Source organism: Agromyces intestinalis, assembly GCF_008365295.1.
GTDB lineage: Bacteria > Actinomycetota > Actinomycetes > Actinomycetales > Microbacteriaceae > Agromyces > Agromyces intestinalis.
The window spans coordinates 530,659-548,976 of the sequence record NZ_CP043505.1; the positions used below are offsets into that span (position 1 = coordinate 530,659).

The 18,318-nt window shown below is 72.1% G+C and carries 14 protein-coding genes; 5 read left to right on the forward strand and 9 right to left on the reverse strand.

The genetic code is table 11. From position 1 onward, the window contains the following. Positions 1-3: 3 nt before the first annotated feature. The 4 genes from FLP10_RS02565 to FLP10_RS02580 form a co-directional block, all read right to left on the reverse strand. Positions 4-5,889, reverse strand: a complete 5,886-nt coding sequence (locus FLP10_RS02565; RefSeq protein WP_149159442.1) for an Ig-like domain-containing protein — start codon at positions 5,887-5,889, stop codon at positions 4-6. Then, positions 5,886-7,295 carry a serine/threonine-protein kinase gene (locus tag FLP10_RS02570; RefSeq protein WP_246150143.1) on the reverse strand — a complete coding sequence of 470 codons (1,410 nt, stop codon included), beginning with the start codon at positions 7,293-7,295 and terminating at the stop codon, positions 5,886-5,888. The genes FLP10_RS02565 and FLP10_RS02570 overlap by 4 nt, the downstream gene beginning before the upstream one ends. A 147-nt stretch (positions 7,296-7,442) precedes the next feature. Further along, positions 7,443-8,228: a PP2C family protein-serine/threonine phosphatase gene (locus FLP10_RS02575; RefSeq protein WP_149159444.1), complete on the reverse strand. Its 786-nt coding sequence runs from the start codon at positions 8,226-8,228 to the stop codon at positions 7,443-7,445. Continuing rightward, positions 8,225-9,205, reverse strand: coding sequence for an FHA domain-containing protein (locus FLP10_RS02580; protein ID WP_168209078.1), 981 nt, complete (start codon positions 9,203-9,205; stop codon positions 8,225-8,227). Before FLP10_RS02580 ends, FLP10_RS02575 begins: the two co-directional genes overlap by 4 nt. A 164-nt stretch (positions 9,206-9,369) precedes the next feature. Here FLP10_RS02580 and FLP10_RS02585 point away from each other — a divergent pair, with 164 nt between their 5' ends. The 3 genes from FLP10_RS02585 to FLP10_RS02595 are packed head-to-tail and all read left to right on the forward strand — an operon-like array spanning position 9,370 to position 12,688. Continuing rightward, the gene (locus FLP10_RS02585) at positions 9,370-9,864 is read left to right on the forward strand and encodes an Lrp/AsnC family transcriptional regulator (RefSeq protein ID WP_149159446.1); all 495 of its coding nucleotides are present in this window, start codon (positions 9,370-9,372) and stop codon (positions 9,862-9,864) included. Continuing rightward, positions 9,861-11,243, forward strand: coding sequence for an aspartate aminotransferase family protein (locus FLP10_RS02590; protein ID WP_149159447.1), 1,383 nt, complete (start codon positions 9,861-9,863; stop codon positions 11,241-11,243). The genes FLP10_RS02585 and FLP10_RS02590 overlap by 4 nt, the downstream gene beginning before the upstream one ends. Beyond that, positions 11,228-12,688: an NAD(P)/FAD-dependent oxidoreductase gene (locus FLP10_RS02595; RefSeq protein ID WP_246150145.1), complete on the forward strand. Its 1,461-nt coding sequence runs from the start codon at positions 11,228-11,230 to the stop codon at positions 12,686-12,688. Before FLP10_RS02590 ends, FLP10_RS02595 begins: the two co-directional genes overlap by 16 nt. Here the strand turns inward: FLP10_RS02595 and FLP10_RS02600 are convergent. Continuing rightward, a complete protein-coding gene (locus tag FLP10_RS02600; protein ID WP_168209079.1) occupies positions 12,675-13,955 on the reverse strand; it encodes a DUF4192 family protein in 1,281 nt (426 codons plus the stop codon). The genes FLP10_RS02595 and FLP10_RS02600 overlap by 14 nt on opposite strands. Positions 13,956-14,146: 191 nt before the next feature. Between FLP10_RS02600 and FLP10_RS02605 the strand changes: the two genes are divergently transcribed. Together FLP10_RS02605 and FLP10_RS02610 are read left to right on the forward strand one after the other, a co-directional pair. Next, positions 14,147-14,638, forward strand: coding sequence for a methylated-DNA--[protein]-cysteine S-methyltransferase (locus FLP10_RS02605; RefSeq protein WP_149159449.1), 492 nt, complete (start codon positions 14,147-14,149; stop codon positions 14,636-14,638). Then, positions 14,635-15,219, forward strand: a complete 585-nt coding sequence (locus tag FLP10_RS02610; protein WP_149159450.1) for a DNA-3-methyladenine glycosylase I — start codon at positions 14,635-14,637, stop codon at positions 15,217-15,219. Before FLP10_RS02605 ends, FLP10_RS02610 begins: the two co-directional genes overlap by 4 nt. A gap of 22 nt (positions 15,220-15,241) precedes the next feature. Here FLP10_RS02610 and FLP10_RS02615 read toward each other — a convergent pair whose 3' ends face one another. The 4 genes from FLP10_RS02615 to atpD are packed head-to-tail and all read right to left on the reverse strand — an operon-like array spanning position 15,242 to position 18,309. Next, complete coding sequence (locus tag FLP10_RS02615) at positions 15,242-15,997, reverse strand: YaaA family protein (RefSeq protein WP_149159451.1); 756 nt, start codon at positions 15,995-15,997, stop codon at positions 15,242-15,244. Next, on the reverse strand, positions 15,997-16,572 hold the full coding sequence (locus FLP10_RS02620; RefSeq protein WP_149159452.1) for a P-loop nucleotide/nucleoside kinase family protein: 576 nt from the start codon (positions 16,570-16,572) through the stop codon (positions 15,997-15,999). The genes FLP10_RS02615 and FLP10_RS02620 overlap by 1 nt, the downstream gene beginning before the upstream one ends. A 13-nt stretch (positions 16,573-16,585) precedes the next feature. Continuing rightward, a complete protein-coding gene (locus FLP10_RS02625) occupies positions 16,586-16,846 on the reverse strand; it encodes a F0F1 ATP synthase subunit epsilon (RefSeq protein ID WP_149159453.1) in 261 nt (86 codons plus the stop codon). A gap of 2 nt (positions 16,847-16,848) precedes the next feature. Beyond that, positions 16,849-18,309 (reverse strand): F0F1 ATP synthase subunit beta, encoded by a 1,461-nt coding sequence (gene atpD, locus FLP10_RS02630; protein ID WP_149159454.1) that lies wholly within the window; start codon positions 18,307-18,309, stop codon positions 16,849-16,851. Between the last annotated feature and the right edge of the window lie 9 nt (positions 18,310-18,318).

Here is an 18,318-nt window from a genome sequence, read left to right on the forward strand (position 1 = left end):
TCCTCACCGGTTCCATTTGCGGGCCGTCACACCGGCCACCTCGACATCCAACCAGACCCGGTCGTTCGGCCCTGCGTCGTCGACCCGGCACGACACGGGACTCTGAGCGGGTCGGCCGACGTCATCGCCCGCGATGCCGCACCGGTACGTCGCGGGAAGTCCCGAGTTGTCGGGGTCGCCAGACCAGCGCCACACGCTCTCGCCCCACGGACCGTCGGCCGGCGCGTAGGCGAGACCGGGAACCGTGAAGGTGAGCGAGGGCGTTGAGCCGGTCGGCAGCGGATCCGACCACGGGCCGCAGTTGCCCCACTCGCTGCAGGCGCGCACCTGGAACCGCGCCGTCTCCCCGAACGGCCGCTGCAGGAGCTCGCGCAGCCAGCCCGAACCCGAGAACGACCGCGGGGCGCCGAGCTGCACGCCTCGGTTGTCGACCGCGACGATCTCGAGGCGCGCGCCGCCGGCACCGGCGATGGAGTCGATGCGGCGGTCCCAGACCTCGTTCGCCGCGAGCCAGTCCATCCGGCTCGACACCGAGCCCACCGGGCCCGGGGCCGGGCGAACCGTGGCCTGTACGACGTCGCCGCGCACGCATCCGGCCCGGTTCCAGCCCCACACCACGAAACCGTATCGACCGGGGGTGCCCACCGCGCCGCTGAAGGTGACGCTGCGGGTGGCGCCGTCGGTCTCGATCGTCTCGGCGACGGCCCCGCCGCTGGTCGGTGGGACGACGCGCCCGGGCGCGGGGGAGGTGACCGAGCAGGCTTGGGCGCCGCTCGGCACCGCGTCGGCTGAGACGAGCCGCTGCACGTAGTACCCGAGCACCGGGTCCCCGTTACCCTCGAACCCGGCCCACGAGACGGTCACCGCCCCCCGTGCGTCGTCGGAGACCGCACTCGCCGCCGCGGCGATCGGCCGGCCGAACGGCGTGCCCACCCCGCTCGCCTCGCTCCACTGCACGAGCGCGGGGTAGGCGTCGTTGCGCGCGCTCACCGCGAACGACACCACGCTGCCGTTCGCGAGGGCCTGCGACTCGATCGAGCACGATGAGACCGTGCACGCGGACCATGCCGCAACCTCGACCGGCACGCCCGCGACGGTGACGACGTACGACCGGACCGGGCTGCCGCCCGGCACCCCGACGGGGGCCCACTCGATGAGCAGTCGTCCGTCGCGCGGTTGCGCGGTGAGGCCGACGGGGGCCGCGGGGACGATGTCCGACCAGACGGCACCACCGAGCTCGACCGGCGCGGAGTCGCCGATCGCGTTGCGCGCCGTGACCCGCACGATCACCGCGTTCGCGGCACCGTTGCCCGGCGTCACGATCGAGCAGGTGGTCGCGTCGCAGATCGAACCGCCCACCCGCTCGCGCGTGGCCGGGTCGAGCAGGTCGACCCGATAGCCGGTGATCGGCGAGTTGTTCGCCACCCCGGCGCCGAACGCGAGGTCGATACGGCCGGCGCCGAAGCCCGTCATCCGCAGGTCGGTGATCGGAGCGGGGCGATCCTGCACCGAGATGCGCACGTTCGCCCAGGCCCGGCGAGCGGGGTCGCCGGTGGCGTCCTCGACCACGTATCCGATGGTGGTGTCGCCCGGCTCGGCGTCACCGTCGACGCGCACCGTGAGGGTGGCGCGGTCGTCGCTCGGCTGCACATGCACGCCGTGCGGCAGGTTCGTCGCATCGAGGCCGGTGATCCCGACCACGCGCAACGGCTCACGCGGGAACGGGTTGCCGGGCTGGTCGTTCGACAGCACGTCGACCTCGGTGGTGGCGCCGCGCACGACCACCGCGTCGTCGTCGGCGGGCCGGGCGAGCGGCCGGGTGGACGGCACGACGCGCAGTTCGATGACCCCGGGCGTGCCGGTCACCTCACCCGCCGAGACGCCGATCGTCACCCGGCCCGAGGTTCCGCTCACCGCCTGCGGGGAGGCCCGGATCACGAGGCGGCTCCCCGACAGCGACACCGAGAAGCCCGCCGACGCGTCGATCACCCGATACGAGAGCCCCTCCGCGGTGCGCGCGTACGGGTGCGTGGTCAGCCGCACGAGGTCGATCGTCTTGGGCTGGCCCGGCTCGAGGTCGAGCACCTGCCCGACGAACGACGGCGGCTGGCCGTCGATCGGCTCGACCACGATCGGGATCACGATCGTGCCCGTGCGCCCGGCGGGGTCGTCGGGGCGATCCCCGTCGGTCACCGTGAGCGAGATCGACGCCGGACCGAAGTAGCCCTCCTCGGAGCGGTAGCGCAACGTGTCCTCGTCGACCACCAGGTCGGTGCCGTCGGCGTGCACCGCGCGCACGCCTGCCTCGTCGGCGACTCGCACGGGCCGGCCCGACGCGGCGATCACCTGGTCGGCGAGCTCGATCCGCACCTCCTCGCCGCTCTCGACCCGCACTTCGGGCGCGTCGGTACGCAGCTGCGGGATCGCATCGTCGCGGCCCGGCACCCAGATGAACGCGTACGCGCCGATCGAGGGATCGTCGGGGTGCACGACCTCGAACGGGACGATGCGGCGATGCTCGCCGACCTGCACCCGCACCCGCCCGTCGGCCAGTACGTCCGCGGCGTCGTCGTAACCGCGGACGAGCCGGATGGGGGCGCGCGCGAGTGCGGCGTCCGCGAGGAACACATGCGCCTTGACGTCCACGTCGATCTCGTCGCGGTCGACGATGTCGTTCAGCGTCAGCACGACGTCGGATGCCTCGGGCCTGGCCGGCGGGGCATCCTCGCTGGTCTCGATCGTGAGGTGCCCGCTCGCCGTCGACCAGTCCGCGTTGCGCACCGTGTACTCGAACCCGAAGACCCCTTCGTGGTCGGGCGCGCGCACGACGACGCTGTCGCCGTCGACCTTCGCCGCCGTATCGGGGTCGACCGGGGAGACCGCGGTCAGGGTGAGCGGCGAGCCGCCGGGATCGGAGTCGTTGGCGAGCACCCGCACCGCAACCGTGCGCCCGGGCCTCACCAGCACCGAGTCCTCGACCGCGACGGGGCGGTCGGCCACGCTCGGCGGGTCTGCGATGCCCACCCGGACCTGCCCCTCGGCGCGCGCGCCGAGCGCGTCGACGACCGCGTACCGGAAGACATCGGTTCCCGATGAATACTCGCCGGCCTGGTAGTCGAGCCATCCGGTGCCGCGCTCGACGACCGTTCCGCGCTCGGGATTCGACACCTGGCCGAGCAGCTCCACCGAGTCGCCGTCGGGGTCGACGCCCGACAACGGGATCGGGATCCGCACGGTCTCGCCCGCGAGGGCGCGCGCAGTGACCTCGCGCGGAACGGGCTTGGCGTTCGTGGCGGGATCGGCGAGGCGCACGGTCAGCTCGACCCAGGCGGTCACGTTCTGGCCGTCGGGCCCGGCCACGCGATACGAGGCCCGGTACTGGCCGGGCTCGTCGGGTGCGAAGTAGCGCAGTCGGTCGCCCGACGCGAACAGCAGCCCCGCCTCGGGCGACTCCACGAGCTCGGGATCGAGCGTGAGCGGCTCGCCGTCGGGGTGCTCGTCGTTCGCGAGCACATCGATGTCGACGACATCGCCGACGCGCGCCGACACCCGGTCCGCCTCCGCGACCGGCGGCCCGGGCAGGCGAGGCTGCGGCACCTCGAGCACCGACACCCGCCCCTCGGCCTCGGCGAGCCCGTTGCTCACCCGGTAGCGCAACTCGGCGGACCCGGTCTCGAGCGGTCGTTGCAGCGTGACGCGGAGGATGCGGTGATCGACGATCTCGACCCGCACCCCCTGCTCCTCGGCGGTGGCCGTCAGGGAGGTGAGCACGAGCACTCCCCCGGTCGGATCGATGTCGGTGGCCAGCACGTCCACCTCGCCGGGCTGACCGGCCCGCAGGAACGCCGTGTGCGGCACCGTGATCGGCGTGGTGTCGCGCTCGGGCGGCGGTGACACCTCGACCCGGATGACTCCCGTGGCGGTGCGGTCGCCGTCGACGACGGTGTACTCGAGGTAGTGGGTGCGCGCGGCGGTGCTCGAGAACCGCACGGTGCCCCCGTCGAAGTCGGCGAGGACGCGCGCGTCGGGCTTGGCGGGCACCGCGGTCAGCTGCGGATGCCCTGACCCGCCCCGCACGTGTCGCAGCGGTTCGAGCACGATCTCCTCGCCGGCGGTCGCGAGTTCGACGAACGGGTCGGCGATGACCGGCACCTCGCCATCGGCGCGCACGTCGACGCGCAGCTCGCCGATCCCCTCGTCGCGGCCGTCGGACACGATGAGGCCGACCCGCCGGCTCCCGGTGGCGCCGTCCCCGGGGTCGAAGACGACCGATCCCTCCGGCCTGGACGAGACCCGGTCAGGCGCGTCGGCCGTCGCCTCGCGCAGATAGATCGGGTCGCCGTCGGGATCCATCCACTCGCCCAGCACCGCCTGCGCGAGTCGCCCGCCGGCCTGCACCACGGCGTCGGCGCGGCGCATCTGCACGGGTGGTCCGTTCTCATCGGGGGTGCGCACGGTCACCGTGACCTCGGCCGTCGCGGTGGCCCCTCGGCCGTCGCTCACGGTGTAGCGGAAGGCGAACTCGCCGCTGACCGTATCGTCGAGCTGCAACTGCAGCAGTTGGCGGGACTGCACCGGCACCACCGTCGCCCCCTGCGGCAACGCGCCCTGGACGCCGTCGAGCACGAGCACGTCCGCGTTCGCGTCGTGGTCGTTGAGCAGCACCGGCAGCAGCGTCGAACGACCGGGTCTGGCGCCGAACCGGTCGGGCTCGGCGACCGGCGCCTCCTGCACCTTCTCGACGGTGGGGTCGACGTCGGGGTCGTTCTGCTCGATCGTGGTGTCGTCGCGGATGGCGGCGGCGAGATCGTCCCAGTTGTCGATCACCGCGTAGTCGGATGCCGCGGCCCAGCTCCGACCCGAATGCGCATCGTTCAGCACGAGGGCGCGGCCGTTCTCACGGAACGCCAGGCGGGCCCCCGGCTGGACACCGCCCGGCAGCTCGACCGCTCCCCCGTCGCACGATCGCCACGCGGTGCCACCGGCCCACGCCGCGTGCAGGCATCCGTCATGTCTGAGCGGGCGAGCCGGGGAGCCCGACCGGCCCGCCACGAGCGTGCGCTTCGCCTGGCCCGCCAACGGCACGGCGATGAGGCGGTCGCGCGTCGCGACGGCGGCCGAGTCGCCGTCCGTCGACGGCAACTGCAGCACGGCGCCGTCGCCGGGGCGGATCATCTCCTGCAGGTCGACGACGCCGTCAGCGGTGCGCAGCACGGAGGCGGATCGGTCGAGGACGACCCAGCGGCCGGCGACCGAGCTGAGCTGCACATCGGGCGTGCCGTCGATCGCGTCGAGCTGCCAGGTGTCCGTCACGGTCGAGCCCGCGGCGACGTCGACGCGGACCACCTGGCCGGTCGAAGGCGTGTACGCGAACAGCACGCCGTGGTCGTCGACGCTCACCTGCGCGTCAGCGCCGAACGACAGCGTCGGATCGGCGTCGGCGTCGAAGTCGGCGAACCGGTCGACCGGGGTCCACCACACCGCACCGCCGCTGACCACCACCACCCGGCCGGCGACGAGCCTCACGTCCGTCTCGCCCGGCGGAACCGGCACGGTGGCGATGATCGCGGCCGTCGCGGGGTCGAGCACGCCGACCCCCGACTTCTCGCGGTCGACGACGAGCACCGTGCCGCCCCGCTGCGCGACCTCGGAGCGATCCGTGCCCGCGTCGACGAGCGAGACGAGTTCGCCGACCGCGGTGCCCGCCCGTCCGACCGCGCCGAGCTCGTCGTTGACCACCCAGACGCTCGCGTCGCCCAGGTCCACCTCCTGCTCGCGGTATCCCGACGAGGCCACCGCTGCGCCGCCGACCGCACCGACGACGACGACGACCGCCGCCGCGGTGATCACCGCCGACCGGCGCCCGCGGAGCATCCGGGGCGATCTCATCCGCCCGGCTCCTCGACGTCGATGCAGCGCTCGGCGCTCGGCGCGCCGCTGCGTCCGTCGCGCGTGACCCGCACCGTGGCGCAGAGCCGGTCGCCCGCCCTGGCCGGTACGGCGAACACCGTCTCGCGTCGCGCCGGCGTGTCCTGGCCCTCGACGCGCACCAGGAACGCCTCGCGGTCGTCGATGCCCGGATCATCCCAGGCGAAGGTGACGATGGTGCCCTCGACGTCCGCGCGCAGCTCCGCGACCACCGGAATCGGGTCGTCCCGGCCGAGCGCGAGCCAGACCCCTGCGCCCGCCGCGATCACACCGACGAGCATCGCGACGGCGACCGCGACGCCCCATCCCAGCCGTCGGCGCGAGGGCACCGAACTCACTCCCGCCGAGTCATCCGACGCCCAACGTTGCCCGGGGCGGCTGTCCGGCCGCCGTCCGGCCGCCGGGGCTGAACCGGACGGCTCAGCCCCGGCGCCGGCCCCCGGCACGGCCGGTGCGAGCCGGGTGCGCTCGACGGGGTCGACGATCGGCGCCGCTGCCCACTCCTCGACCTCGAGGTCGCCGGGGGTCTGCGAGAGCCCCAGATCCTCCTCGACCGACTGCAGATCGCGCAGCAGCTCGAGCGCGCTCGCCTGCCGGTCGCCGGGGCGCCGGCTCATCGCACGGGCGAGCACTCGTTCGAGCCGCTCGGGCGCGTCGGCCCGCCCGGTCGGTGTGAACCGGGCCTTCTGGATGCGCGCGATGAGCGCCGCGGAGCCGTTCGAGCCGCCCGCCGCCTCGAACGGGCTGCGGCCGGCGAGCAGCGAGTACACGGTCGCCCCGAGCGACCAGACCTCGCTGGCGACCGACGCACGATCCTCCGCGAGCACCTCGGGCGCCGACCAGGGGATGGAGACGCCCGCCGAGCCGCGCTCACCCTCGACCACGCTCGCCGCGATGCCGAAGTCGCCGAGGACGGGGTGCCCGTATGCGGTGGTGAGGATGTTCGAGGGCTTGATGTCGCGATGCAGCACGCCCTGCCGATGCGCGGCCTCGACGGCGCTCGCGATCCGCACCCCGATCGCGAGCACCTCGCTGATCGGCAGCGGCGCCGAACGGTACCGCTCGGCGAGGGTGGACGAGCAGTACTCCATGACGAGGTAGGGCCGGCCGTCGGCGGCGACACCCGCCTGGTAGACGGTGAGGATCGACGGATGGCTCGACAGCTGCGCCATGAGGTCGGCCTCGGCGCGGAACATCCGGCGCACGTCGTCGTTGACGAGCTCGGCGAGCAGCACCTTGACCGCGACCACCCGACGCGGCATGTCCTGCTCGTAGCAGAACACGTCGGCGAACCCGCCCGAGCCGAGCGCCCGCACGAAGACGAAGCCCGGCAGCGTGGGCGGCGTCGACGGCAGTCGCCTGTTCACGATCCTCCCACGCGCTCCATCGGGCACCGGGGTCACGGCGTGCGGGGCCGGCCTCGGCCCGGTACGCCCCATTGTAGGTACGGGTCCTGCGAGCTCCGGTCTCGGTTTCGTCCCGCTTCGGGCGTGCGCGCGCGGGGGCGGAGGCGGTCAGGCGCGGTCGACCGCGACCACATCGACGATCACGACGGTGATGTTGTCGCGCCCGCCGTTGCCCAGCGCTGCGTCGAGCAGGTCGCGTGCCGAGCGCTCGGGGCGCCGGCTCGCCATCAGGAAGTGCCGGATGCCGTACGAGGTGAGCTCCTTCGTGAGCCCGTCGGAGCAGATCATCAGGCGCATGCCCGCTTCGACCGCGATCGCGCGGTAGTCGGGCAGCGGCGTCTCGTGGAACCCGACCGCGCGCGTGATCACGTTCGAGTGCGGGTGGGTGTCGGCTTCGTCGCGGGTGATCTGGCCGGCGTCGACGAGCTCCTGCACGATCGAGTGGTCGACGGTGAGCTGCTCGAGGACCCCTCCGATCAGCCGGTACACCCTGGAGTCGCCGATGTTGAAGACGATCCAGGCGGGCTCGCCCGAGATCTCGGTGAGCCCGACGCCCGTGACGGTCGTGCCGCTGCCCTCGTCGGTCACCCCGGTGCTGCGCCCCATGTCCTGCACCGCCAGACGCAGCGACTGGTCGACCTCGGGCGTGCCGATCACGGTCTGCCCGCCGTGCTCGGCGAGACGCGTGACGACGGCGGCGCTCGCGAAGTCACCGGCCGCGTGACCGCCCATGCCGTCGGCGACCGCGAACACCGGCGCCTGCGCGACGAAGCTGTCCTCGTTGACCACCCGACGGTGGCCCACGTGCGTCTCGGCCGCCCACGACAGCGTGACCGTGGCACCACCCGGCAGGGTCACGCGGTGACGCGTGTTGGCGTTGCCGATCTGGGTCACGCGGGGGCCTGTCTGTCGAGACCGCGGGGGCGGTCGATCCGGGGAGGGAGGATCTCGATGATGGTATCGCCTCCGAGCCGGAGCCGGGCGCCCGGACGCACCACGATCGACTCCCCCGACCGCATCCGGTGGATGCGCGCGGCGGATTCGACGATCGTGCCGTTCGTCGAGCGCAGGTCGGTCGCCACGACGCGTCCCCCCTCGGCGCGAAGCTCGAGGTGCGACGCCGAGACCACGCGCTGATCGTCCTCGAGGCGAACCAGCTCGACGGGATCGCCCGGCAGCCGCGGCGCGGCCGGGCGACGGCCGAGCACGATCCGGGACCGGATGTCGCGGGGCGGCCCCTGGCCGATGCGGAATCGCGGCACGGGCTCGGCACGCGCCTCGACCGGCTCGATCGGGTCGCTCGAACCCGGCGAGGCGTGCGCGAGCAGGCGGGTGTCGACCTCGTCCTCGGGCGACGCCCACGCTTGGGCGCGCATGGCGTCGAGTGCGCCCTGCGGGGCCCGCCACTCGACCGCGGTGACCCCCGTCGCCCGCCCGCCGGCGCCGAGCAACTCGCCCGACGCGTCGCCGTCGAGCGGCGCACCCGGCCCGCTGATCCTGATCTGCTCGACGTCGCCGAACTCGGCGAGGTGCCACGGCCGCACGTCTCTGGCCTCGAACCGTCGCGACCCGCCCGGCGAGGCGAGGTCGACCACCGCCGCACCGCGTGCCACGACGGTCACATCGGGCAGCGCGTCCGTCGCGGGCGGCCACCACGCGAGCGCGAACGCCTCGCCGGGCTCGCCCGCGAGCGGGGTCGCGGCGATCAGCTGCTCGAGCGTCGCGTCCTCGGCGCCCGCCGCGAGGATGAACGCCCGCACCGCGGCCGGCTGCGCCGGCGCCTCGAGCGCGACGACGAAGCGTACGCCGGCGATCACCTCCCATTCGGGGCGGCCGCGCTCGCGCGCGACCCGGATCCGACCGTCGACCATCCCGCCAGTCTGCCATCGCTCGGGCCTCAGGGTCGCCGTGCGATCGCGCTCAGGCGACCGGATGCGCCGCCATGAGCCCTGTACGCAATGGATTCCGTCGCTACGGACCCCGTTCATCTACGGAATCACTTGCCCGAGGCATCCGGAACTGTCACAATCGACGCATGACGAACACCGGTCGACCGCCGTCGCGCCCGGTGCAGCTCGACGAGGTGTCCAAGGCCATCATCGAGCAGCTCCAGGCCGACGGCCGGCGCTCGTACGCCGACATCGGCAAGGCCGTGGGGCTGAGCGAGGCGGCCGTGCGACAGCGCGTGCAGAAGCTCACCGAGTCGGGTGTGATGCAGATCGTCGCGGTCACCGACCCGATGCAGCTGGGGTTCACGAGGCAGGCGATGATCGGCGTTCGCGCGTCGGGCGATACCCGCGAGGTCGCCGCCCGGCTCGCCGAGATCCCCGAGATCGACTACGTCGTGCTCACCGCGGGCAGTTTCGACGTGCTCGCCGAGGTGGTCTGCGAAGACGATGCGCAGCTCATGGCACTGCTGAACGAACGCGTCCGGTCGATCCCGGGCGTGCAGTCGACGGAGTCGTTCGTCTATCTGAAACTGCAGAAGCAGTTCTATAACTGGGGAACCGTGAGGAACCGAGAACCATGACCGATGCCACCGATGCCGCGCTGCTCCAGCAGCAGGCCAGAGACCATCTCTGGATGCACTTCGCCCGCCAGTCCACGATGGAGCAGGGCGTGCCGATCATCGTCAAGGGCGAGGGCCACCACGTCTGGGACATTGAGGGTCGTCGCTACTTCGACGGGCTGGCCGGCCTGTTCGTGGTGAACGCGGGGCACGGTCGCCGCCGTCTCGCCGAGGTCGCCGCGAAGCAGGCCGCAGAACTCGCGTTCTTCCCGATCTGGTCGTACGCGCATCCGGCGGCGATCACGTTGGCCGATCGGCTCGCCGAGGAGGCGCCGGGCGACCTGAACCACGTGTTCTTCTCGACCGGCGGCGGCGAGGCGGTCGAGACGGCGTTCAAGCTCGCGAAGTACTACTGGAAGCTGCAGGGCCGGCCCACCAAGCACAAGGTCATCTCGCGCTCGGTCGCCTACCACGGCACCCCGCAGGGCGCCCTCGCGATCACCGGCATCCCCGCGATGAAAGAGATGTTCGAGCCGGTGACGCCCGGCGGCTTCCGGGTGCCGAACACCAACTTCTACCGTGCCGCCGAGATGGGTGCGCCCGCCGACGACCTCGAGGCGTTCGGCCGCTGGGCGGCCGACCGCATCGAGGAGATGATCCTGTTCGAGGGGCCCGAGACCGTCGCCGCGGTGTTCCTCGAGCCGGTGCAGAACTCGGGCGGATGCTTCCCGCCCCCGCCCGGGTACTTCCAGCGCGTGCGCGAGATCTGCGACCGGCACGACGTGCTGCTGGTCTCCGACGAGGTGATCTGCGCGTTCGGGCGTCTCGGCCACACGTTCGCGTGCGACGCGTACGGGTACGTGCCCGACATGATCACCTGCGCGAAGGCGATGACGAGCGGCTACTCGCCGATCGGGGCGACCATCGTCTCGGATCGCATCTACGAGCCCTTCGCCCACGGCAACACGTCGTTCTACCACGGGTACACCTTCGGCGGGCACCCCGTCTCGGCGGCGGTCGCGCTCGAGAACCTCGCGATCTTCGACGAGGAGGGACTGAACGAGCGGGTCCGCGAGAACTCCCCGCTGTTCCGCGCCGAGCTCGAGAAGCTGCTCGACCTGCCGATCGTGGGCGACGTGCGCGGCGACGGGTACTTCTTCGGCATCGAGCTCGTGAAAGACAAGGCGACCCGCGAGACCTTCGACGACGACGAGTCCGAGCGGCTCCTGCGCGGGTTCCTGTCGAAGGCGCTGTTCGATGCGGGGCTGTACTGCCGCGCCGACGACCGGGGCGACCCGGTCATCCAGCTCGCGCCGCCGCTGACGATCGGCCCGGGCGAGTTCACCGAGATCGAGCAGATCCTCCGCGGCGTCCTCACCGAGGCGTGGAGTCGGCTCTGACGCGGCGCGCGGCTCATGCTCAGGTCCCTTCCGATGCCGCACGGCGGGCGAGCTTCTGGCTCGATTCGCTGGCGGCGTCGGGGGCCGACACCCTGCGCCCGCGCACCGCGCTCACCGCGAATGCCTGGTTCGACGTCTGCCTGATCGGCGGCGGGCTCACCGCGCTGTGGACGGCGTACACGCTGAAGCGTGCCGACCCCGACCTGCGCATCGCCGTGCTCGAGCGCGAGATCGCCGGTTTCGGCGCCTCGGGGCGCAACGGCGGCTGGTGCTCGGCGCTGTTCCCCCGTTCGGCCGCCTCGCTCGAGCGCACGCACGGGCGTGACGCGGCGATCGCGATGCGTCGGGCGATGGTCGACACCGTCGACGAGGTCGGTCGAGTGACCGCTGCCGAGGGGATCGACTGCGACTTCGTGCGTGGCGGCACCGTCGTCTTCGCCCGCAGCGGCGCCCAGCGCCGCGCCGCGCAGGCCGACGTCGACGAGGCCGCGTCGTTCGGCGTCGACCGGCTGGAGTACTGGGACGAGCACACCGTGGCAGCCCGGTTCGGCGTGAGCGGTGTCGACGACCGCACACCCGCAGCGGTGCACGACCCGGCCTGCGCTCGCGTGCACCCGGCGAAGCTGGTGCGTGGGCTGGCCCGGGTGGTCGAGGCCCTCGGCGTCGCGATCTTCGAACGCACCGAGGTGCTCGACTGGTCTGCCGGTAGAGTGCGGTTCCGCGCGCTCGACGGCAGCGATGCGATCGGCACCGTTTCGGCCAGGCACGTGCTCGTCGCGACCGAGGGATACAGTTCGCAGCTGCCGCGGGCGCGACGGCGCATCCTGCCGATCTACTCGCTCATGATCGCGACCGAGCCGCTCTCGCCCGACGTCTGGCGCGAGATCGGCCTGGCCCACGGCGAGACGTTCAGCGACTACCGCCACCTGCTCGTCTACGGGCAGCGCACGGCCGACGACCGCATCGCGTTCGGCGGGCGCGGCGCCCGGTACCACTGGGGCAGCACCCTCGACACCCGGTTCGAACACGATGACCGGGTCTTCGCCCACCTGCAGGCCGCACTCGCGGAGTTGTTCCCGGCCGCCGCCGGTGCTCGTATCACCCACCGGTGGGGCGGCCCGCTCGGCATCGCGCGCGACTGGCACCCGACCGTGAGCTACAACGCGCGTACCGGCGTCGGGTTCGCGGGCGGCTATGTCGGCGACGGGCTCTCGACCACCAACCTCGCGGGACGCACGCTCGCCGACCTCGTGCTCGGAGCATCGTCCGAGCTCACCGCACTGCCGTGGGTGCAGCACCGGTCGCCGCTGTGGGAGCCCGAACCGCTGCGCTGGGCCGGTGCGAACCTGGGCCTGCTCGGCACCGGGCTCGCCGACCACGAGGAACGCCTGACTGGCCGCCCATCGCTCATCGCACGTGCGATCGGGCCGCTCACCGGGCACTGAGGCCCGACGCCGGCAGGTCGGGCCTCGCCGTCGCGTCGCGCGGGTCGAGCGCGTCGTGGAACGCCCACTCGGGGAGCGCCCCGCTGGCGAAGTAGGCCCGCAGCAGGCCCGCCATCGTGCAGCCGGGGTCGCCGCGGTCGGCGAGGTCGAGGAACGCGGCGGCCACCGTGCCGCGCCCCAGGGTCCACGACAGCCAGGCTGCCATGCACGCGAGGCCCGCGCTCCTGCTCGGATCGACGTGCGCGAGCGCCAGCCGCAGCACCGCGATCGCCCGTTCGACCCGGTCGGCATCGGGGCGCACCGTGCTGAGACCGAGCAGCAGCCGCGCCGGCATGGGATCGCCGAGCAGCGCCGTCGAGGGCTCGTATGCGTCGACCATCGCGGCCTCGTAGTCGAGGTCTCGCGTGCCCTCCACGTCGTGGACGTCGTCGTGGACGTCGCCGAGCCCATCGAGGCCGAACTCGAAGGCCGTCTCGCCCACGAGGGCGCCGAACGCGAACTGCAGCATCATCGCGTCGCGGTATCGCGGGGCCTCGGCGAGGTGGGCGAGCCAGCCCACGAGCAGCGCCTCGGGCCGTTCCTCGGGTCGCGCCTCACCGACCCGGCATCGCGCGAGGACTTCGACGAGGACGACAGGGTCCGTCGCGTCCCCGAGCGCATCGAGCGCGGCCTCGAGCCGCCGCCCGATGCCGTACCGGCCGAACGCGTCGCGTCGGCCCACCTCGCCGAAGGCGTCGAGCGCTTCGGCCACCTCGCGTCGATACCCGGCATCGGGTCGCGGCAGCGCCGCGCCGTCGCGTGCGCGGGAAGCCGAAGCCGCCGCACCGCGGGCGGCGGCCGGCGCGGTCGCGATGAGTTCCAACGGGTGCCCCGACGCGGGTGCGTCGGGATCGAGTACCGACCCCCACCCGTCGCTCGCGACGCGGAGCGCGTCGCGCACCTCGAACCCCGCCTCCGCTGCGTCGTGCAGGATGCGGTCGAGGAGTCGACGTTCGTTGCGTGCCCTCGTCGAGGCGTAGCCGCTCGACGTGTACACGATCGGCACCAGCGCGTCGACGCCGGGCATCCGGCAGAGGGTGCCGATGAGGTGACCGACGAGCGAATCGTGGTCGGCGATCCGCTTCGGCAGATCGTGCCGGAGGAGGCCCGCCGTGCGGTTGCCGCGGAAGGCCACGCAGACGAGCGACCGCTCGGGGCGGTAGCCGGCGATGGCCGGCACGAGGGCGAGGAAGTCGTGCGCCGATCCGGCGCGGATGATCTCGGTCATGCCGCACATCGTGCAGCGGCGGCGCGGTCGCGTTCCGGCGCGGTCACCCCACCTGGGAGCGATGACGGTCGCGAGGGCCGCTGGGGAGGAGGTCACGCGTCTCCTCCTCCCCAGACGGCCGTGCGACGACCGATCCTCGCGATGGCCGATTCCCGCCAGTGGAGGTCGGTGGGCGCGGGTAGCCTCGCAGCATGACCGACGTGTTCCTCATTCGAATCGACAGCCCGATCGGGCGCCTCGAGCTCGTCGCCGACGAATCGGCGATCACCGCCCTCAGCATCGAGCGCGACGGCGTGCTCCCCCATGACGATCAGCCCGAGCGGCCCAACCCGCTGCTCCAAGCCGCACGCGCCCAGCTCGACGAGTACTTCTCGGGCGAGCGCACCGAGTTCGACCTGCCGGTCCGCTTCGGCGGCACCCCGTTCCAGCGAGCGGTGTGGCAGCAGCTCGCCCGGCTCGGCTGGGGCGAGGCCATCTCGTACGGCGCGCTCGCCGCCGCGGTCGGCCGCCCGGGCGCGGCGCGCGCGATCGGCGGCGCCGTCGGCTCCAACCCCGTGCCGATCATCGTCGGGTGTCATCGCGTGCTCGCCTCCGACGGCCGCATCACCGGGTACTCGGGCGGCCAGGGCGTGCCCACGAAGGTGTGGCTGCTCGCCCACGAGCGCATCGGGTTCGCGGCATGAGCGTGATTCCCCACCCCGACCTCATCGTCGGCGACGACGGCCGTGCGCGCTGTTCATGGGGCGGCCGAGACCCCGAGTACCAGCGGTACCACGACGAGGAGTGGGGTATCGCCCAGCACGACCCGGTGCGCCTGTTCGAGAAGCTCTGCCTCGAGGGGTTCCAGGCCGGCCTCAGCTGGATCACGATCCTGCGTCGTCGTCCCGCGTTCCGCGAGGTGTTCCGCGGGTTCGAGCCGCACGCCGTGGCCGCGATGACCGAGGCCGACGTCGAGCGTCTGCTCGCCGATGACCGCATCATCCGGCACCGCGGCAAGATCGAGGCCACGATCGGCAACGCGCGCGCGACCCTCGCCCTCGATCAGCCGCTCGACGAGCTGCTGTGGTCGTTCGCGCCCGAGCGGCGTGACACGCATCCGGTGTCGTTCGGCGACGTGCCCGCGATCACTCCCGAGTCCACCGCGCTCAGCCGTGAGCTGCGCCGCCGCGGATACCGGTTCGTCGGTCCGACCACGATGTACGCGCTCATGCAGGCGTGCGGCATGGTCGACGACCACCTCGAGGGGTGCTGGCGAGCCGGCTGAGCCGACGTCCGCGCGACCGAGATCAGGCGACGAGTTCGAGCTCGCCCGAGCGTTCGCCGGTCGCGGCGCCGAGTTCGAATCCCCGCGAGGCAGCCCACTCGATGAGATCTCGCGGAGTCGCGAGACCCTCGGGCGCGCCGATCAACAACTCGTGCACGAAGAGACCCTTCGCCCGCTTGTTGAAGTGGTTGAGCGCACGGCGTCGCCCGCCCTCGTCCACCGAAACGACCCGCACGTAGACGGCGTCGCCGCGATCGGGCAGGGGGCCCACTTCGGCATACCCCTCACTGCGCAGGTCGACGATGAGTCCGGGGCGAGCCTCGATCGCGCGGGCGATCGCCTCGCGCCAAACCGCCTTCAGCCGCAGGCCCGGGATGCGCGAGTCGTGCGAGAGCCGATACGCGGGCACCGGATCCAGCGCGCCCACGAGGCCGAACAGGGCCGAATGGATCGCGACGTGGTCGCGCGCGTAGGCGCGAGCGCTCGAGTCGAGTGTGGCGGCGTCGAGCGCGTCGTACAGCACCCCGGTGTAGCGGTCGATCGCCGGCATCGTCGGGGAGCTGCGCAGCTTCCGGTCGCGCTCGACCTCACCCGATTGACGCGGCCCGAGCTTCAATGCCCGCAGGGTCGCGTCCGTATCGGTGGCGAGAGCGACGAGCTCGTCAACCACTCGTTCGCGGATCGGGCCGAGTGACGCGAACGACAACGCCCCCATACGCAGCGGCGCCCCGTCACCCCCCTCGCGCTTCGTCTCCGAGGGCGGAAGCAGTACCAGCACTACGCGCCCGTGATGAACCGCACGGCCGCATCGACGTTGACGCCGAGCGGCTCGACGCTGTCGAGGGTCACACGCGGCATCGCGGCGGTGGAACCGATCCACCGCTCGTACCCCTCGACGCTCTGCTCGACCGCACGCCAGGTCAACTCGTCGAGGTGCGGCAGATCGCGGACTCGCTTGGCGAGCCGCTCCTTGTGCACGTCCTCATCGGTGCAGACCACCTCGACGACCCGGAGCACCGCGCCGGTGCGTTCGGCGAGGCCCCGCCACTGCAGCCGGGCGCCCTCGACGGCGTTGACTGCATCGACGATGACCGACTTGCCGGCCTGCAGCACGGCCTCGGCCATCGTCTCGGCCACCAGGTACGCGGCGAGCCCGGTGGGCTGGTCGGCGTCGATGCCCGCGGTCAGAATGGCGGACTCGATCGGATCGACCGAGACGACGGCGGCCCCGAGCCGGGCGCCGACGATCTCGCCGATCGTCGACTTGCCCGCGCCCGGGAGCCCCGCCATCACGATGAGCCTCGTCACGCTGAGATCGCCGAACTGGCGATCGATCGGCTGCTCCCCCTGCATCCGGCCGCTCCGATCAGGCCAGCGCCGCGCGCGACGCGACGACCTGCACGACGTCGTCCTGAACGGACAGGAAGCCGTCCTCGGCGCTCGCTGTGATCTTCTCACCGCCGGCCAGGGTGACACGAACCTCGCCGCCGGCGAGGATCGCGAGCATCGGCTCGTGACCCGGCAGAATGCCGATCTCGCCCTCGACCGTCCGCGCGACCACCATGGTGGCCTCGCCCGACCAGACTTCCTGGTCGGCCGCGACGACACTCACGTTGAGTCCGGCCATGTTCAGCCGTTCTCCTTCTGGATCTGCGCCCACTTCTCTTCCACGTCGGTGATCGCACCGACGTTGAAGAACGCCTGCTCGGCGACGTGGTCGAAGTCGCCGCGAGCGATCGCGTCGAACGACTCGATCGTGTCCTTCAGCGGAACGGTCGAACCCTCGACACCGGTGAACTTCTTCGCCATGTAGGTGTTCTGCGAGAGGAACTGCTGGATCCGGCGCGCGCGCGACACCGTGATCTTGTCTTCCTCCGAGAGCTCGTCGACACCGAGGATCGCGATGATCTCCTGCAGTTCCTTGTTCTTCTGGAGGATCTGCTTGACCGTGGTCGCCACGCGGTAGTGGTCGGCGCCCAGGTAGCGCGGGTCGAGGATGCGCGACGTCGAGGTCAGCGGGTCGACCGCGGGGTACAGACCCTTCGACGCGATCTCACGCGAGAGCTCGGTGGTCGCGTCGAGGTGCGCGAAGGTGGTGGCCGGCGCCGGGTCGGTGTAGTCGTCGGCCGGCACGTAGATCGCCTGCAGCGAGGTGATCGAGTGACCGCGCGTCGAGGTGATGCGCTCCTGCAGGATGCCCATCTCGTCGGCGAGGTTCGGCTGGTAGCCCACCGCGGACGGCATGCGGCCGAGCAGCGTCGACACCTCGGAACCCGCCTGCGTGAAGCGGAAGATGTTGTCGATGAACAGCAGCACGTCCTGCTTCTGCACATCGCGGAAGTACTCGGCCATGGTCAGGGCCGAGAGGGCGACGCGCAGACGCGTCCCCGGCGGCTCGTCCATCTGGCCGAAGACGAGGGCGGTCTTGTCGAAGACGCCCGCCTCCTCCATCTCGTGGATGAGGTCGTTGCCCTCACGCGTGCGCTCGCCGACACCGGCGAACACCGACACACCGCCGTGGTCTTGCGCCACGCGCTGGATCATCTCCTGGATGAGGACGGTCTTGCCGACGCCCGCACCACCGAAGAGGCCGATCTTGCCACCCTGCACGTACGGGGTGAGCAGGTCGATGACCTTGATGCCGGTCTCGAAGAGCTGGGTCTTCGACTCGAGCTGGTCGAAGGCCGGAGGCTTGCGGTGGATCGGCCAGCGCTCGGTGACCTCGATCGTCTCACCCGGCTCGGCGTTGAGCACCTCGCCGATGACGTTGAAGACCTTGCCCTTGGTGACGTCGCCGACGGGGACCGAGATGGCCTCGCCGGTGTCGGTCACCTCCTGGCCGCGGACCAGGCCGTCGGTCGGCTTCAGCGCGATCGCACGTACCAGGTCGTCGCCCAGGTGCTGCGCGACCTCGAGCGTCAGCGTCGTGCTCTCGTCGCCGATGGTGATCACGGTCTGGAGCGCGTTGTAGATCTCGGGAATCGAGTCGTGCGGGAACTCGATGTCGACCACGGGGCCGGTCACGCGGGCGATGCGGCCGACGGCGCCGCCGGTCGAGGCGGCGACCGGCGCAGTTGCGGTGTCAGTCATTCTGCTTCT

Excerpts from the sequence above, each read along its gene's own strand:
- FLP10_RS02565 (WP_149159442.1), bottom strand. The coding sequence starts at position 5,889 with ATGAGATCGCCCCGGATGCTCCGCGGGCGCCGGTCGGCGGTGATCACC.
- FLP10_RS02580 (WP_168209078.1), bottom strand. The coding sequence starts at position 9,205 with ATGGTCGACGGTCGGATCCGGGTCGCGCGCGAGCGCGGCCGCCCCGAA.
- FLP10_RS02585 (WP_149159446.1), top strand. The coding sequence starts at position 9,370 with ATGACGAACACCGGTCGACCGCCGTCGCGCCCGGTGCAGCTCGACGAG.
- FLP10_RS02590 (WP_149159447.1), top strand. The coding sequence starts at position 9,861 with ATGACCGATGCCACCGATGCCGCGCTGCTCCAGCAGCAGGCCAGAGAC.
- FLP10_RS02600 (WP_168209079.1), bottom strand. The coding sequence starts at position 13,955 with ATGACCGAGATCATCCGCGCCGGATCGGCGCACGACTTCCTCGCCCTC.
- FLP10_RS02605 (WP_149159449.1), top strand. The coding sequence starts at position 14,147 with ATGACCGACGTGTTCCTCATTCGAATCGACAGCCCGATCGGGCGCCTC.
- FLP10_RS02610 (WP_149159450.1), top strand. The coding sequence starts at position 14,635 with ATGAGCGTGATTCCCCACCCCGACCTCATCGTCGGCGACGACGGCCGT.
- FLP10_RS02620 (WP_149159452.1), bottom strand. The coding sequence starts at position 16,572 with ATGCAGGGGGAGCAGCCGATCGATCGCCAGTTCGGCGATCTCAGCGTG.
- FLP10_RS02625 (WP_149159453.1), bottom strand. The coding sequence starts at position 16,846 with ATGGCCGGACTCAACGTGAGTGTCGTCGCGGCCGACCAGGAAGTCTGG.
- atpD (WP_149159454.1), bottom strand. The coding sequence starts at position 18,309 with ATGACTGACACCGCAACTGCGCCGGTCGCCGCCTCGACCGGCGGCGCC.